Genomic DNA, 16,918 nt, shown 5'->3' on the forward strand with positions numbered 1-16,918 from the left:
TTTTTAGGATATTAAGAAGGAGATTTAACTATGCCTAATGAAACAGAAGAAAAAATAAAAAAAACAACAAGTAGGAAAACAAAAGAGAAAAAAGAGTCTAAAGAATCAAAGAAGAAAAAACTTGTTATAGTAGAGTCTCCGGCAAAAGCGAAAACCATTAATAGATATTTAGGCTCCGATTATCTTGTAATGTCATCAATGGGGCATTTAATAGATTTACCTAGAAGCAGACTGGCTATAGATGTTGATCATGGATTTGAGCCTGAATACATTACAATAAGAGGAAGGGCTAAAATATTAAATGAATTAAAGAAAGAAGCTAAAAAAGCCCAAGAAGTATTACTAGCAGCCGATGATGATAGAGAGGGAGAAAGTATAGCTTGGCATATAGGAAATAAAATCAGAGGAGTAAATTCTGCTGTACCTATAAAAAGAATAGTATTCCATGAGATAACAAAAGATGCTTTAAAAGAGGCTATTGATCAGCCTAGAGATATAGATATTGCAAAAGTTAATGCCCAAAAAGCAAGGAGAGTATTAGACAGACTTATCGGTTATAATTTAAGCCCTTTACTTTGGGATAAGATAAAAAGAGGACTTTCCGCAGGAAGAGTACAGAATGTAGCTTTACTTATTATTTGTAATAGAGAAGATGAAATTGAAACATTTGTACCTGTTGAATATTGGACTTTCGGAGTATTTTTAAAGCATAAAAATAAAGAGTTTTTAGCTGAACTTCAAAAATATAAAGGCGAAAAACCTGATTTAAAAACTAAACAAGATGTTGAAGATATAATGGAACATCTTAAAGACAAAACTTATACTGTTTCAAGCATAGAGGTAAAAGACAGATTAAGAAATCCTACTGCCCCATATACTACAAGTAAGCTTCAGCAGGCAGCAAGCAGTGCATTAGGATACAGTGCTTCAAAAACTATGCAGGTAGCACAATCACTTTATGAAGGTGTTGACATTGCAGGAGAAGCTACAGGTTTAATAACTTATATGCGTACCGACAGTGTAAGAATATCTCCAGTAGCACAAGAACAAGCTAAAGAGTTTATAGAAAAAGAATATGGAAGCAATTATTTACCTTCAGAACCTCCTGTTTATTCTGTAAAAAAGAATGCTCAAGATGCTCACGAAGCTATAAGACCTACTAATGTATTTTTAACTCCGGACAGCATTAAAGAATATTTAAAAACAGATCAATATAAATTATATAAACTTATATGGGAAAGATTTGTTTCTTCTCAAATGCTTCCTGCAAAAATGAAAAATACAAGAGCTATAATAGTGGCAGGTGATTGTGAGTTTTCTCTTTCTTCTTCAAAAATAGAATTTGACGGATTTATGAAAGTTCTTACTATAGATAAAGAAGATAAAGAAAAAGCTTCTAAAATGCCTAATTTATCAAAAGATGATGTATGTGATTTTGTTGAAAATAATCCTCAGCAGCATTTCACAACACCACCTCCAAGATATACAGATGCTTCGCTAGTTAAAATATTAGAAGAATCAGGAATAGGAAGACCTTCTACTTATGCTCCAACTATTAAGACAATTATATCAAGGCATTATGTACAGAGAAAAGGAAAACAATTAGTACCTACAGAATTAGGAAAACTTGTTAATGAACTTATAAGCGAGAACTTCCCAGAGCTTGTTAATATCAATTTCACAGCTGATATGGAAAGTAAACTTGATAAAATAGAAGACGATAATATAGAATGGAATAATATATTAAAAGAATTCTATCCTCATTTTTTGGATACATTGAAAACAGCTACTGAAAATATTAATAATATGAAAGACTTTTTCAATGAAGAAACTGATTTTGTATGTGAAAAATGCGGTAAGAAAATGATTAAGCGTTTAGGAAGATATGGATATTTCATAGCTTGTTCAGGATTCCCAGAATGTAAAAACACTAAAGGAATATCTTTCGGAGTTTGTCCTAAATGCGGCGGCGATATAACATTAAAACGCTCAAAAAGAGGAAGAGAATTCTATGGCTGTTCCAATTATCCTAAATGCGATTTCGTAAGTTGGGATAAACCGCTTCAAGAACCTTGTCCAAAATGCGGAGGACTTATGGTTGAGAGGAACATAAAAAACAAAGGATTGTTTAAAGTTTGTATCAAGGAAGATTGTGGTTATTCAGAGGAAATAAAAGAGAACGAAGAATAACATTATTCTTTATTATTGTATTAACTCTATTTAATACTTACTTTTTATACCCGCAGAATAATGATAAAATAAAATTAGATAATCTAAACATAAAAGTAGAAGATCTAAAAAAAGCATTTAATCCTGCGGTTAATAAATTCAATGAAAAAACAATATCTACTATAATCATAGACCCCGGACATGGCGGAAAAGATCCGGGGGCTATTGGTATAAATAAATTATTTGAAAAAGACGTAGTTTTATCATTCTCTTTGGAATTAGAAGAAGAATTAAAAAAAATTATGCCTAATGTAAAAATAGTTTTAACAAGAAAAGGCGACACCTACCCTACTCTTGAAGAACGCTTCAAAATTGCCAATGATGCCGCAAAAATAAATACAGACAAATCTAAAAATGCATTATTTGTAAGTGTGCATGCTAATGCTTCATTCAGTCCAAGTGCTAAAGGTTTTGAAGCTTATTTTGTAAGTGCTCAGGAATCAAGTGAATATGCTAGAGCTGTATCAATGTTTGAAAATGAGGCTTTGGTAAAATTCGATAATATAGACACTTCAAAATACGAAAAAGATTCTTCTCAAATCACTCATAACTATATGCTTGTAGAACAGTATCAAAAAGAAAGCAGATTATTAGCAGAATCTATTACAGAACAAGTTCTTAAAGTATCCGGAGTTGCCAGAAGAACAAAACCTGTACAGAATGCCTTATTCTATGTATTAAAAGGAGCTATAATGCCTTCTACTTTAATAGAATTAGGTTTTATTACCAATCCAGATGATGCCAAATTCATGAAAACAAAAGAAACAAGATTAAAAATGGTAAAAGCTACAGCAGAAGGTATAAAGCAATACATAGAGCTTTTTGAAAAGACTAAAGGTTTTACAAAATAATTTTTGAATATATAATAATATTCTAAATCATTTAATAATAACTTGGAATCAATATGGAACTTCAATTAAGAAATATCGGAATGATAAAAGAGGCTGATATCATATTAGACGGGCTTACTTTAATAGCTGGTGAAAATGATACAGGTAAAAGTACAGTCGGAAAGGCTTTATATTCTGTTGTTGCTGGTTTGAATAATGCTGAAAAAAACTACAAAGAATATATTGAAGAAATAAAAATATATCCAATAACAAGAAATATAGCAAGAAAATTAGAAAATGAATTTTTAAAAAAATGGAACGATAAAAATTCTTTAGTTAGAATAAGAGATTTAGACTTTGTAGGATTTCAGGAATATATAGGTGCCATATTACAATATTTTATTTTTGATGTAAATAATTTGAATAACAATTTTTTTCAAGAAGATAAAAAAAATCTTCAGGAATATGATTTATATAATTGTATAGAAAATGATATAAAAGAATATTTTAATATATTAAGTAATAAAACAAACATTAATGAAATAAAATATTATAGTATCAAACAGCATATATTAAATGAATTAAAAAATAATGTGCAATCTTTTAATTGTGAAAAATCAAATATATCTATATTAGAAGATAATAATAAAATCATAAATATAGATATTATAAATAATCAATTTAATGATGACGAATTAATAGGAAATGTATATGCATCTAATATAACATATATAGAAACTCCGTTTATATTTAATATAATAGAAAATTATATAACTCCTTATAAATTAAAAAAATATACAGTTGATAATCATTTAATAGATTTAAGTAAAAAAATAATTGAAAATAGAAATAAATCTATTATGGATACTGATTATTCTCTTTTTGAAGAATTTAATAAAATAAAAAAAATATCAGATAAAATACAAAAAAATATAAATGGGTCTATAGAATATGATAATATAAAAGATACGATGTTCTTCAAAAAAAATAATAATTATATAGAGCTTTCAAATACTGCTGTAGGAATAAAATCTTTTGCTATAATAGATTTACTTTTGAAAGCTGGTGTTTTTAATGATAAACATATTTTAATACTTGATGAACCTGAAGTGCATTTACATCCTAAATGGCAAATTGAATATGCTAAACTTATGGTTAAAATGGCTGAAGAATTGGATATACAAATTTTAATTAATTCTCATAGTCCGTACTTTATAGAAGCTATACAAAAATATTCTGAAAAGTCAGAAAAAATTGCTGATAAAACTAACTTCTATTTAAGTGAAAAACAAGAAGATGGTTATGCTGTAATAAAAAATGTTAATGATGATATAGAAAGCATATACAAAACTTTAGCCGATGCCTACAGAAAATTAGATGAAGATACATTATGGAATGAGTCAGAAAAATGACACCAAAACAAATAAGCGATATTACAAACCAATTAAAAAATATATTAAATACAGATTTTAATAATTGTAAAGATAAAATATCAGAAGTATGCAAAGATATTGATAAAAATATAAGTAAAATAACTTTAGACACAGAAGTTTTTGATTTTGATAAAATAACTTTTAATATAAAAAAGAATAACAGACCAAAATCAGCCGATATGATACATATACAGAATAATATAATATATTTGATAGAATTTAAAAATACATCTTTATTAATAAATTCAGAAAGCAGTAAAGATTTTAAGCAAAAATTAAAAAATGAAATAAAATTAAAAGGCATAGAAAGTTTAATAACAATACATAAAATAATTAATAAAATGATAGATGAAAATATTTTTTGGATTTAAATATATATTATTACCTAATAGCAAATGAAAATGCAGAAAATAATACTTCAGAAAATAAAGAAAATAGAAATAGAGTTAGAATTAATGAAGATTGTGCAAGATTGACAACAGAGTATAAAAACCGTTATTTCAAAGATATAAAAATTTCTACATTTGAAAGTTTTGAAAAATATTTTATTAATAAATATTTCTAACTAATAAAATTTTTATTCATTATTTCATAAAAAAATTTTATAAAATATATTGACAAATATACAATTAGTTATATATTACTTTACGTTTTTTATTGAATAGACTGAATTTATACTTTTTAATCTTAAAAAAGAGAAAATATTATGAATACCAATTCAATTCAACTTAATAATAACAAAAAAAAGTTATTCGGAAATTTTGATTTTTACAAATTATGTATATCTATTGCTGTTCCTGTAATGCTTCAGCAGCTTATAATGGGTATGGTATCATTAATAGATAACTTTATGGTGGCTGAATTAGGTGATATAAAAATGGCTGCTGTAAATGTATCGAATCAATTAAATTTTATATATTTGGTGCTTCTTAACACCTGTTACGGTGCCGGCGGAATATATATGGCACAAAACAGCGGTGCTGATAATAAAGAAGGTATGCAGCAGGCTTTCAGATTTAAAGTAATACTTCCGCTTATTATTTCTATTTCATATATGATATTAATGCTTGTCAATCCTGAAATATTTATGCGTCTTATGACAAAAGGAAATACTTCTCAGGAAGCTATACTTGTATCAAGCACTAAATATATGAGTATAATAGCATTTACATTTATACCTATATCCATTTCCGGTGCTATAGGTACTTCTTATAGAGAAATAGGAAAACCACATATACCTCTTATAATATCTGTTATAGCAACATTATGCAACGCTCTTGGAAATTACATACTTATATATGGTAATTTTGGTGCTCCTAGACTTGAAGAAACCGGTGCTGCTATTGCTACACTTATAGCAAGAATTATAGAAATGATTTTATTTATAGTATATATAAAATTACATAAAGAAAAATTCTATGTAAGAACAAGAGAGATATTAAAAGTAAAATTAAACGTATTTTATTCAATGCTTAAGAAATCCAGTTTAATATTTTTAAGTGAAATAAGCTGGGGATTAAGTGAAATGTTTATGACAGCATTATACAATAGCAGAGGCGGAGCTGAAACAGTTGCTGGTATGGCATCAGGATTCACAATAGCAAATATATTTTATTTAGTATTTCAGGGAGTATTTGTATCAACAATGGTAGTTGTAGGCGGAACATTGGGCCGAGGAGAACTTGAAGATGCCAAAAATAAAGCTAGATGGATAATGAATGGTGCTGTTATAGCTGGTTTGGTTGTCGGATTGGTGCAAATGTCCTCAGCATTACTAATACCAGTAATATTCTCAAAACTGACCCCAGATGCACAAGCAATTACAAGGAATTTGGTAATATTAATAGCATGTTATATGCCTATATGGACTTATATTAATGCACAATTTGCCGTTTCAAGGGCTGGAGGCGATACTGTATTTGGTTTTGCAGTAGATGTACCTGTATCCTTATTAATATTTGCTCCTTTAGCTTTAATTTTAGCTAAATTTACTACTGTAGGCCCTGTTGCTATGTTTGGTATAGCTAAATTAAGCGATTTTGCTAAAATAGCAGTTGGTGTTATAATGTTAAAAAAAGAAAGATGGGTAAGAAAACTTACAGAATAAAATGTATACAATTAGTAAATACTTAATAAACTAATTCCGATTATATTAACGGTATTTTATTTTTTAGTTAATTTTATTTTTCTGCTTTTAATATATTAAAATTAACTTATAATATTATAAAACTTGATTTAATTATTTACTAATAGAGGATTTATGAGTTACGATTTTTCTCTTATGACATTAGAATTGGGAATTCCCGTTATGGCTACTATTATATCTATTGTTGGTATAATATTATATGCCTATATATATTTTCAGTTATATGAAGAAACTCAAGCGATAATATTAGTTTTAGGTTTTTTATGCTTTGCATTTTCAGGATTAGAAGCATTAAATATAATAATATCATTATACTCACCAAATAATGAAGTATCGCTAAATTTATATAAATTTGAACAAATAGCGTTATCATTAACTATTATTCCTTGGCTTACATATATACGAACTCATCTAACATTAAATGAAAGTTTTCATCGTGCTTTAGATAAACTATATATATTTGCTGTATTTGTATTGATATTATTGTCAGCTGTGGCTTTATTATATCCTCAAGTATTTATATCTACAAAAGTACCTATAACTACACTTAACGAAACTATGAAAAACAGTATAAAAGCTAGAGGTGCTTTAGGCCCTATATATGTATTTAGAGACTTTATATTTACAGTATACTGTTTTATAATAATTTGTGCATTTATTTATGAAATGACAATAAATAAAAATGTCAAAAAGAATATACCTTGGTTAATATTAATATCTTTAATATCTATAGCATTCTTTGATGATTTTAACGGCATATCAATATATACAGATTATTCAAGTAATTTCTTATTCTTTAAGAATTTAACATTTTCAAGAATAACATTAACTTATGCTATATTTAATATAATAATGATATATTTCTCTGTAAGCAGATTTATAACTGCAATACATAAAAAGACAACACAATCTTATGATTTAGAAAGTATAAGAGCACAAGACGCTATAATTATAAATACTGCTGTGACAACTTCTGAAAAATTATCAAAACTTAAAGATAATTTTGAAGATGCAGTTAAAAGTTTAGTACATAAAGTAGAAAATACTTATTCTACAATAAATAATTTGAAAGTTGATATTAACAAAGTAATAGAATATACAAATGAATTTATAACTATAGAAAATTTCCAAATAAATGATGGTAAAATAAATATAGAAAAGATTAATGAATTAATAGAAACCTACCCTAATTTACAAGTTTCAGTAGAAATGCAAAAAAAAGCATTGGAAGAATCTAATTTAAAATTACAGGAATCAGTTGAGAAGATATATACATTACAATCAAACAGTAGAGAAATAGTTTCTGTATTTGAAGATTTCCAAACAAAATTGGAAGAAGAAAAAAATAATTTTATTAAGGAATTTACTAAATCAGAATCTTTCAATCAATTAAGCTTCCAAATTAACAGAATTATATCATTTATGGCAAATATGGCAGATAAAACTAAAACATTAGCAATAAATTCAAGCATACAAGCATCAAAAGCTGGCGAATGGTATAATAACTTTTCTGTTGTATCAAGAGAGGTTAACGAATTAGTAAATGAAACATCTCAGGCTACAAACAGAATGCAGACTTTGTTATTCCAAATAGAAGAAATATTTAAGAAATTTAATTATTCAAGTAATAATATTATTAATAATGTATCATTGTTAATAGAAGAAATGCATGGTCATTATGAAAGACTTACCAAATTCAATAAAGGAATGGAAAAACAAAATGACTATAATATGAATATTATTAAGAATACTGATAAAATGTATACTTCAATATCAAATATGACTAATATTATTGTTAATGAAGAAAATGATTTTATTAATATTAAAGATAAGATAGAAGAAATTAATGCTTATATAGTAGATATCTCTGAAAAAGCTTATGCAGAAAATAATGAAGTAAAAAATCTTATGAGAGATATGAATAAATTATTAGCTACATCTGATGATTTAGAAGCTATTACAAATACATTAAATGAAGAAATGGAAAAATTCTTGAAGTATATTAATGACTTAGAAGATAAAGTAGATGAATATTCTAAAGTTATGTAAGAGGAATAGATATGAATATATTTGCAAATTTAATAACTGGATATAATATAACAGTAGTAAAACTATTAATTCCAATTATTGGTATTTCTTTAATGTCAGTTTTTATTATGTTATATCTTTTATTATCTATAAAAACTAGAAAAGTTATATACATTACGATTTCTGTTATACTTACATTAATTTTAATTTATAATATTATATCACTTATAATAATATTCTTTGAAATATATGGAATAAATAAAGATACAGCATTGAATATGTATGTGTTTAATAATATACTGATGCTAGTTGCCATTATGTTAATGCCTATTAATTCAAAAAGTTTTATAGGCTCTACAAAAACATTAATGAATTTAAACAATGCCACATTTATAGTAACAATAGTATTATCTGTTGTATTAATAGTTTTCAGTATAATATATTCTTCACAATTCTTAACAGTTAGAATAAGCTATTATGATGCTTCTAATACATCATATTTTTTAACACCTATAGGATTATTCTTTACATTAAAAGCTTTTATTACATTATTTGTATTCTTTATAATATTTATTTCAACAGTTTCAGATATGATATTGAATTATAATTATAAGGGAAATATACCTATGATTATAGCTAACTCTTTATCATTAATATTAATAATAAGATATATATATGTAAATACAACAGCAGATGGACCGGACTTTGATAGAATAGGACTTGCTGTTATAATATCTTCTTCTTTCAGATCAATATCTATATTCTCAACATTTGCTAAAAATGCACTTGATTCTATAAAGAAAGAAAATATGTTGAACAATAGATTACATTTAAATTTAAAAACATTAAATAATATAGACAGAATATCAGAAGAATTAAACAACATAGATAAAAATTTAATGGACACATCTATGTTCGTATTTGAAATAGATAAAGAAAATAAAGATGCCTATAATATTATCAGTTCTAAAATAGATTCTATCTTAGAAGCTAATGATAAATTAATAGAGGCTAAAGATAGTAAGAAAAATCTAATAAAAGACGGATTAAAATATACAAATACTATATTTACTTTCTTTGATAAATATAAATCACAAATGCAGGAGCACTTCAGAGTATTAAGTCAAACAATTTCTAATTTGAAAGAATCTGATTTCTCAAATGAACAAATAATGACTTTAAAGAATGACCTAAGACTTATAAAAGAAAGTTTAACTGAAACATCAAATAAATTTTTAAGTATTATAATTGAATCTGCTAATCAATTTAAAGATGTAAATGTAATAACAGAATCTATATATGAAACAATATCATATATAAAATCTATAACAAGCAAAACAAATCTTTTATCTATAAATGCTGGTATACAGGCATCTAAAGCTGGTTTTTACGGAAAAAGTTTTTCTGTTGTAGCAAAAGAAATAGGTGCTTTATCTTTTGAAATATCTAAAGGTACAGAATATATAGAAAAAATGCTTACAGATATATTCAGCGGATTAGTTGTTATAGAAAATTCATCATTCTATATACAAGACCATTGTAAAATAATATCTGAAGAAGTTAATAAAATTACAACAACTATTGATAATCTTATGGATGAAATAGACAATGATGTTAATAGTGATTCTAAGAAATTAAGCAACTTTAAATCATTAGAGCAATATAATGAAATTATGTCTAATATTCTAGTAAATCAAAATTTAATAGTATTATCTATTAAAGAAAATATAGCAGCTATGTTGGAAGTTCAAAACAATTTAAACTCTAAAATAGAATATCAGAACCAAGATGTTTATAAAATATTTAACAGCTTCAATAATATAATAAAAGCAAAAGATGAGCTTAATGATATAACTAAAAAAATAGGAAGTTATTCTTCATTCTCTCATACTGACATAGAAGCATTGTCAAATATTATCAATACTCATAGAAAGAAAAGTAGCTTTACATTTGCTCCTATAATAGCTTTATTAAAGAAATCATAAAAATGATCACTCTTGATACATTATTAATAGTAATATTTGCTGTACTTCTTATATATGGTTTATGCCGAGGTTTAATATCTATTATTATACCAATTCTAGCTATAATAGCTACATTTTTGATAGCACCGTTAATATATAATCATATGTCGAAATTTTTTTCACATTCAGCTATATTGAAAATAATATCATTGATAGCAAGCTATTCTATTATAAGGATAATACTTTCAAAAGTGGAAAAAAGTATTAAAGACATATTGAAAGTAATATATTTATCTTGGGTTGATAGATTACTTGGTGCCGGTACAATAATTATGATTTCTGTAATTATCACCTACTTTGCAGTTAATTTGATTATATATATATTTCCAGAATATTCTGATGCTGTAAATCAATCTAAAATAATAAATTATATATTTGTATTATTCCAAAATGATAACTATATATCAAATTTTATAAACAATTTTAATAATAAAAGTATTTAAAGTTTATATAATTGACAATAAAGCTATTTTAATATATTATATTAGTACAAATTTATTTAAGGAAGTAATACTTATGAAAACAGTAGATGCTAGAGGCATACCTTGCCCAAAACCATTAATTCTTACTAAAACTGCAATCACTAATGCAGCATTAAATGAAGAAATAGAAGTACTAATAGATGATGATGTTGCTTTCCACAATATCACAGACTTTTTGAAAAACAATGGTATAACTTATACTAATGAAGGTAAAAATTTCAAAATTGTGAAAAATAAAGAATTATCTTTAAATAACAATAAAGAAAAATCATCTGGTCCAGTAATAGCTGTTGTTGATAAAAAAGTAATGGGACAAGGAAATGATGATCTTGGAGAATTATTATTAAAATCATTCTTAGGTGCATTAAAAGATGCTAACCCAAAACCAGAAGCTTTATATTGCTATAACGGCGGAGTTTATTTAGGCGTTGAAGAACCTTATAAAACTTTATTACAAGAATTAAGAGATGCTGGAATAAAAATATTTTTCTGCGGTACTTGTGTTAAATTCTATGAATTAGAAGGCATAAAAGTAGAAGAACAAACTAATATGCTTGGAATAATAGAAGCTATGGCTAATGCTTCAGCTGTTATAAGAGCATAATTAATATTTATTTATAATCATGAAAAATTACTATTTTGATAACTCTACAACAAGTTTTCCTAAACCTAAAGAAGTTGCAGAAGAAATGTACAATTTTCTTATGAATGTAGGAGGAACTTACGGCAGAGTAAATACACAAAGAGGAAAAGAAACTACTCAAAAAATAGAAGAATGCAGGGAAATATTGGCTAATAAATTTTTAGGTACAAAAAATGACGCTAATATAATATTCACACCCGGAGCTACTAGGTCTGTAAATGATATACTTATAGGGCTTAATCTTCATAATTGTAAAGTCTTAATATCAACATTAGAACATAATGCTGTATTAAGACCAATACACAAATTAAGTAAAAATAATAATGTAGAATATGATATACTGCCCTCTTTAGACGGAGGAATAGTAGATATAAATGCTCTTTCTGAAATTGTGAAAAAAGAAAAAATAGCATTAGTTGCAATCAATATGGAAAGCAATATAAGCGGAGTAATACAGCCTATAAAAAAAATAAAGGAAGCTATAGGCGAAATACCTCTACTTGTAGATGCTACTCAAGCTGTTGGGGTACATGAAATAAAAGCAGATGAATGGAATGCTGATTTTATAGCTTTTACGGGACATAAAGGACTTTTAGGCCCAACTGGTACCGGCGGTTTCTATGTAAAAAATCCGGAAAAATTAAAAGCGGCATATTTTGGAGGCGGTTTCGGTGACGGATATGAAACTCCTTACAGCGTACCTGAACTATATGAAGCCGGCACTCCTAATACTGTAGGAATTATAGGGCTTTTGGCAGCATTAAAAAATAGACCTAATTGGAATATAAATATAGAAGACTTAGTATATACTATAAAAGAAATAGAATCTATGAATAAATATAAAGTAATATGGTCTAAAAATATCGAACATCAGGGCTTCGTATTTTCTATAACTACTGATTCTATAAGTATGTCTGATTTAGCTCATAAGCTTTATGAGGATTATGGTATAGAATGCAGATATGGATTTCATTGTGCATTCTTAGCTCATAATTTTTATAAAAATGATAATGGTGCTATAAGATTTTCTTTTTCACCATATACAACAAAAAAAGATTTAGAATACTTAATAAACACATTAGGAAACAAATTATGGTAAAAACTTTTTGTTATTTACAAACACCTAGAGATTTAATCAAAGCAGAAAAAATTTTATTAGATGCCGGCATAGAAGTTGTTGTAAGACCTGCACCTGAACCTGTATTTGGAGTATGCAATATGGCAATAGATATAGAAGACAATGATAAAGTATATATTGTATCTTTGCTTGAAGCTGCAGGTTTAGTTGTAAAAATTAAAGATATGGAAAAATAACAATAAAAAACTTGATTGATTTAAAAATAATAAAGGCTTATTTCTTAAGTAAGAAATAAGCCCTTATTTATGGAAAACTTTTAGTTGGATATGTCTTTATTATTTGGCCATAATAGTACCAACGTACATTTTATCTGTTCTAATACCAGGTTTAATTTCCCCATTGATAGAATATATTTTATTTCCTATTAATATTAAACCTTCACCGCAAGGAGCATCAAAAGGAACCTCCCCTATTGTTTTCCAAGTATTAGATTCACAGTTATAAATTAATATGTTGCTGTTCCAATTAAATTCATAAGGATCAGCACCAAAATATTTAGCTCTGAAATCAGCTAATGCTGCATCTTTAAGATTTCCTAAATTATAAACAGCATCGTCATAAATAGTTTTATTGAAACCGCCTATAACAAGCATTTCTGTTTCATTAAGTTTAACAGATACAGCACCAAGTAAAGATATTCCTTCACCATTCAAAGCTACATCAGCAACTTTTTCCCAAGTATTATTAGCAAAATCATATTTGTAGCCGTCAGTATAAGCAATAGCATCACCGCCGCTGAATACATATATATTACCATTTAATAATTGAGCAACAGCCTGAGTTCTGCTTGCTTCTCCAGGTACAGGAGCTAATTCTTTAGCTTCTTTAGTTGCTAAATCATACTCATAAACTTTATTGCTTCCTTTACCTGCTTGTTTACCAGTGATAACATATAATTTATTATCTTTATAAACAGCTACGCCATTTTGTAATGTGAAAGGTAAATCACCTATTTTTTCAACATTCAATTTATTATCTTTTAATGTAATGAATAATATATCATCATCAGCTTCAGGATTAGAAGATCCGCCGATATAATATATTCCATTTTCAGTAGTTATAGAAGCACCATATCCTAATTCATTTTCCCAATTGATATGTTCTACAACTTCTAATACACCATTCTTATCTTCTAACATATAAATGTCAGAATAAGTTTTTTTAGCTCCGCCATTAAGTACGGATTCTTCAGGGAAGTTGGCACCGCCGCCTACAACTATATATTTACCGCCTAAAGAACCGTATAATACTCCGGCAGTACCTATATTTTTTTCCATTCCAGTTTGAGCAGGCAAATGTCCTCCCATTTCCCAAACTATTTTTTTATCAACTTTAGAATCTAATACATTAGCATTGTTAGAAGATGTGCCAGCAGTATTACCACCTGAACAGCTAACAGCAGCAAATATAATAGATAATATTAAACATAATTTTTTCATTTATATTTCCTTCTAGTAATCTACTATTATTTTTGATTTTTTATAGTAGTAGAATAAGTTAAGCCTTTTATTTTTTCTGCAGATGGTTTTCCAAAAGCAAAAGAAGCTAATAAAGAACCAACTACACCAACACCTATGATTATGAATGAAATCATAAACTCAAAGATTTTTGGTTTAGCATAACCAGGTATAAATTTAGTAAGCATACCAGCAGGATCGCTAACATAGAATGCTACTATAACAGAAAGAGCAAATCCAACCCATACAGCTTTACTTTCAACTTTATCAAAGAATATACCTACCAAGAATACAGCAGCTATAGGACCGCCTAAAAGACCTGTTATAGCTTGGAAGTATAAGAACATATCTCCCTGACCATTATATATAAAGTAAATAGCAAGTAATGTACTGAATATACCTACTATCCAGCTTGATAATCTAGCAAATTTTAATTTACTAGCATCTTCCATTCCAGGTTTAAGATATTCTAATATATCAGCTGTCATACAAGTAGAAACAGAGTTTAAGCTAGATGATACAGTAGATTGAGCAGCAGCAAATATAGCAGCTATTACAAGTCCAGATATACCAACTGGTAAAGCGTTTACAACAAAGTAAGGAAGTATAGCATTACCATTAACATTTTCTGGTAATGTAGCTTTGAAATGGAAATAAATGTATAAAGCAGAACCCATACCTATGAATATTATTACACTTGTACAAAGTAAAGGAACATTCATAAATAAACTTTTTTTAGCTTCATTTTCATCTTTGTTTGTAGCATATCTTTGAACTATATCTTGGCTGCCTACATAAGAATATATAGAGTTAACAAAACCGCCAACTATCATAACCCAGATACTTGATTTAGCTAAATCTAATGAGAAGAAATCAGGGCTTATGATTTTTCCATCATCAGCTAAAAGCTTGAATCCTTGACCTATTCCTTCAGGAGCAGATGAGAAACCTACTATAATTACTAAGAAAGCACCTAAAAGAAGTACAACTGTTTGTACGGCATCAGACCATAATACTGCTTCTATACCGCCCATAGATGTATAAGCAACACAGAATATTGATACTATAACTGTTATTAAAACAGGATTAAGAGTAGGAAGTACCTGCTGTATTGCCAATGTAGGAAGATAAATAACTATTGCCATTCTTACAACGTGGAAAAGTATGAATGTTAAACTGCCAACAAGTCTGAAAGAATTATCAAATCTTCTTCCTAAATATTCATAAGCAGTAGTAACATTAACTCTTCTGAAGAATGGTACAAAAGTATAAGCAGCCCATAATACCATTAAAATAATTCCTAGAGGAGCCATACCAAGAAGCCAGCTGTTATTATAAACAGAAGCAGGTATAGCAATAAATGAAATAGATGATAATGCTGTAGCGTAAATACTCATAGCAGTTACCAAAGCAGGTACTCTACCGCCAGCTTTGAAATAATCATCTGTAGATTTTGTTCTTTTAGCAAAGAATATACCAATTAAAAACATTACAACGAAGTATAGTCCGATGACTACCCAGTCAAACCAATGCCAAGCCATATTAGGTTCTCCTATAAATAAGTTTTTGTTCACGTGAACAATTATATTATAGTCAAATAACACTACAAAGTCAATCATAAAATAGAAAATATTACAATTTATTACAATTTATTATAAAAAAAATGAAAAACATCACTAAAAATATAAAGTTAAATACTTTAAGTAATAACATTCAATTATATAAAATATATTAGATAGAATTTTTTTATCAAAAAGTAATAGATATATGAATTATTACATAATAGAAAACATTTAATACATATTAAATAAATATACATATATTATTCCAATTAGAAATTATAATTAATATAACTTCTATGGCTTTACAATTTTTAAGTTCATTTTTATTAAATTTTAATTATAGTTTTTTATTTTTTATAATTATTTTACATAAAATCAATATTTGTAAATTTTCTACACTATTAAGCTTACATAATAAATTTAATTTTACTATTGACAAAAATAAAATTTACAAATAATATAAATTTATCAATGCAAATGGAGATAAATATGTTAAGAAAATTATTAGTCACATCTTTATTATTTATAGCTTTATTTACTGTAAGCTGTGAAAAAGTAAAAGAAGCAGCTGGAGAAATTACAGGAACAATTACAGGAATAGACAAAGCTTATGCAGGAACTTGGAATGCAGAAACAACTGATAAAAAAAGTGTATTTTATTCATCTACAATGGATATTAAAGAAGACGGAAGTATGATTTATCATGATATGTATACAAGATTAGATTTTCCTTTTGAGGCTATTGAAATATTCAAACTAGGAAATAAATATTCTGCAACTTCTACAGAAAAAGATAGTGCTGGAAATGTTACTGTTTCATATACTATTGATATAACATTTGAATCAGAAAGCAAAGCTAATATCACTTATACCAAAAAAGAAGGTGAGAAAGAAGAAAAATATTCAAATGGTATCTTCAATAAACAAGCACAATAAATTTTTAATA

At 27.0% G+C, this 16,918-nt stretch carries 15 protein-coding genes; 13 read left to right on the top strand and 2 right to left on the bottom strand.

Going from position 1 to position 16,918, the window contains the following annotated elements:
• Positions 1 to 30 precede the first annotated feature (30 nt).
• The 12 genes from topA to Q0K52_RS03785 all read left to right on the top strand — a co-directional run bounded on the left by topA (position 31) and on the right by Q0K52_RS03785 (position 13,129).
• Positions 31 to 2,190, top strand: coding sequence for a type I DNA topoisomerase (gene topA, locus Q0K52_RS03730; RefSeq protein WP_297296603.1), 2,160 nt, complete (start codon positions 31 to 33; stop codon positions 2,188 to 2,190).
• Positions 2,136 to 3,080, top strand: coding sequence for an N-acetylmuramoyl-L-alanine amidase (locus Q0K52_RS03735; protein WP_297296605.1), 945 nt, complete (start codon positions 2,136 to 2,138; stop codon positions 3,078 to 3,080). Before topA ends, Q0K52_RS03735 begins: the two co-directional genes overlap by 55 nt.
• Before the next feature lie 53 nt (positions 3,081 to 3,133).
• On the top strand, positions 3,134 to 4,471 hold the full coding sequence (locus Q0K52_RS03740) for an AAA family ATPase (protein ID WP_297296607.1): 1,338 nt from the start codon (positions 3,134 to 3,136) through the stop codon (positions 4,469 to 4,471).
• On the top strand, positions 4,468 to 4,863 hold the full coding sequence (locus Q0K52_RS03745) for a hypothetical protein (protein WP_297296609.1): 396 nt from the start codon (positions 4,468 to 4,470) through the stop codon (positions 4,861 to 4,863). Before Q0K52_RS03740 ends, Q0K52_RS03745 begins: the two co-directional genes overlap by 4 nt.
• Positions 4,854 to 5,057 carry a hypothetical protein gene (locus tag Q0K52_RS03750; protein WP_297296611.1) on the top strand — a complete coding sequence of 68 codons (204 nt, stop codon included), beginning with the start codon at positions 4,854 to 4,856 and terminating at the stop codon, positions 5,055 to 5,057. Before Q0K52_RS03745 ends, Q0K52_RS03750 begins: the two co-directional genes overlap by 10 nt.
• Positions 5,058 to 5,198: 141 nt before the next feature.
• A complete protein-coding gene (locus Q0K52_RS03755) occupies positions 5,199 to 6,599 on the top strand; it encodes an MATE family efflux transporter (RefSeq protein WP_297296613.1) in 1,401 nt (466 codons plus the stop codon).
• Positions 6,600 to 6,752: 153 nt separating this feature from the next.
• The gene (locus Q0K52_RS03760) at positions 6,753 to 8,687 is read left to right on the top strand and encodes a methyl-accepting chemotaxis protein (protein ID WP_297296616.1); all 1,935 of its coding nucleotides are present in this window, start codon (positions 6,753 to 6,755) and stop codon (positions 8,685 to 8,687) included.
• Between the two features lie 11 nt (positions 8,688 to 8,698).
• Entirely contained in the window at positions 8,699 to 10,651 is a 1,953-nt protein-coding gene (locus tag Q0K52_RS03765) for a methyl-accepting chemotaxis protein (protein WP_297296618.1), read from the top strand.
• 2 nt (positions 10,652 to 10,653) lie between these two features.
• Positions 10,654 to 11,133 (top strand): CvpA family protein, encoded by a 480-nt coding sequence (locus Q0K52_RS03770; protein WP_297296620.1) that lies wholly within the window; start codon positions 10,654 to 10,656, stop codon positions 11,131 to 11,133.
• Positions 11,134 to 11,206: 73 nt separating this feature from the next.
• Positions 11,207 to 11,776: a sulfurtransferase-like selenium metabolism protein YedF gene (gene yedF, locus Q0K52_RS03775; protein ID WP_297296622.1), complete on the top strand. Its 570-nt coding sequence runs from the start codon at positions 11,207 to 11,209 to the stop codon at positions 11,774 to 11,776.
• 19 nt (positions 11,777 to 11,795) lie between these two features.
• A complete protein-coding gene (locus Q0K52_RS03780; RefSeq protein ID WP_297296624.1) occupies positions 11,796 to 12,914 on the top strand; it encodes an aminotransferase class V-fold PLP-dependent enzyme in 1,119 nt (372 codons plus the stop codon).
• Entirely contained in the window at positions 12,908 to 13,129 is a 222-nt protein-coding gene (locus Q0K52_RS03785; protein WP_297296626.1) for a putative Se/S carrier-like protein, read from the top strand. Before Q0K52_RS03780 ends, Q0K52_RS03785 begins: the two co-directional genes overlap by 7 nt.
• Before the next feature lie 99 nt (positions 13,130 to 13,228).
• Here the strand turns inward: Q0K52_RS03785 and Q0K52_RS03790 are convergent, their stop codons facing one another.
• Both Q0K52_RS03790 and Q0K52_RS03795 read right to left on the bottom strand, forming a co-directional pair.
• Entirely contained in the window at positions 13,229 to 14,392 is a 1,164-nt protein-coding gene (locus Q0K52_RS03790; RefSeq protein WP_297296628.1) for a cyclically-permuted mutarotase family protein, read from the bottom strand.
• Between the two features lie 26 nt (positions 14,393 to 14,418).
• Positions 14,419 to 15,951, bottom strand: coding sequence for a sodium:solute symporter (locus tag Q0K52_RS03795; RefSeq protein WP_297296630.1), 1,533 nt, complete (start codon positions 15,949 to 15,951; stop codon positions 14,419 to 14,421).
• Positions 15,952 to 16,461: 510 nt separating this feature from the next.
• On the opposite strand from Q0K52_RS03795, the gene Q0K52_RS03800 reads away from it, so the two are divergent.
• Positions 16,462 to 16,908: a hypothetical protein gene (locus Q0K52_RS03800; protein WP_297296632.1), complete on the top strand. Its 447-nt coding sequence runs from the start codon at positions 16,462 to 16,464 to the stop codon at positions 16,906 to 16,908.
• Positions 16,909 to 16,918: the final 10 nt, after the last annotated feature.

Origin of the sequence: uncultured Brachyspira sp. (assembly GCF_944390845.1) — a bacterium.
GTDB lineage: Bacteria > Spirochaetota > Brachyspiria > Brachyspirales > Brachyspiraceae > Brachyspira > Brachyspira pulli.

Excerpts from the sequence above, each read along its gene's own strand:
- topA (WP_297296603.1), top strand. The coding sequence starts at position 31 with ATGCCTAATGAAACAGAAGAAAAAATAAAAAAAACAACAAGTAGGAAA.
- Q0K52_RS03740 (WP_297296607.1), top strand. The coding sequence starts at position 3,134 with ATGGAACTTCAATTAAGAAATATCGGAATGATAAAAGAGGCTGATATC.
- Q0K52_RS03745 (WP_297296609.1), top strand. The coding sequence starts at position 4,468 with ATGACACCAAAACAAATAAGCGATATTACAAACCAATTAAAAAATATA.
- Q0K52_RS03755 (WP_297296613.1), top strand. The coding sequence starts at position 5,199 with ATGAATACCAATTCAATTCAACTTAATAATAACAAAAAAAAGTTATTC.
- Q0K52_RS03760 (WP_297296616.1), top strand. The coding sequence starts at position 6,753 with ATGAGTTACGATTTTTCTCTTATGACATTAGAATTGGGAATTCCCGTT.
- Q0K52_RS03765 (WP_297296618.1), top strand. The coding sequence starts at position 8,699 with ATGAATATATTTGCAAATTTAATAACTGGATATAATATAACAGTAGTA.
- Q0K52_RS03770 (WP_297296620.1), top strand. The coding sequence starts at position 10,654 with ATGATCACTCTTGATACATTATTAATAGTAATATTTGCTGTACTTCTT.
- yedF (WP_297296622.1), top strand. The coding sequence starts at position 11,207 with ATGAAAACAGTAGATGCTAGAGGCATACCTTGCCCAAAACCATTAATT.
- Q0K52_RS03780 (WP_297296624.1), top strand. The coding sequence starts at position 11,796 with ATGAAAAATTACTATTTTGATAACTCTACAACAAGTTTTCCTAAACCT.
- Q0K52_RS03785 (WP_297296626.1), top strand. The coding sequence starts at position 12,908 with ATGGTAAAAACTTTTTGTTATTTACAAACACCTAGAGATTTAATCAAA.
- Q0K52_RS03790 (WP_297296628.1), bottom strand. The coding sequence starts at position 14,392 with ATGAAAAAATTATGTTTAATATTATCTATTATATTTGCTGCTGTTAGC.
- Q0K52_RS03795 (WP_297296630.1), bottom strand. The coding sequence starts at position 15,951 with ATGGCTTGGCATTGGTTTGACTGGGTAGTCATCGGACTATACTTCGTT.
- Q0K52_RS03800 (WP_297296632.1), top strand. The coding sequence starts at position 16,462 with ATGTTAAGAAAATTATTAGTCACATCTTTATTATTTATAGCTTTATTT.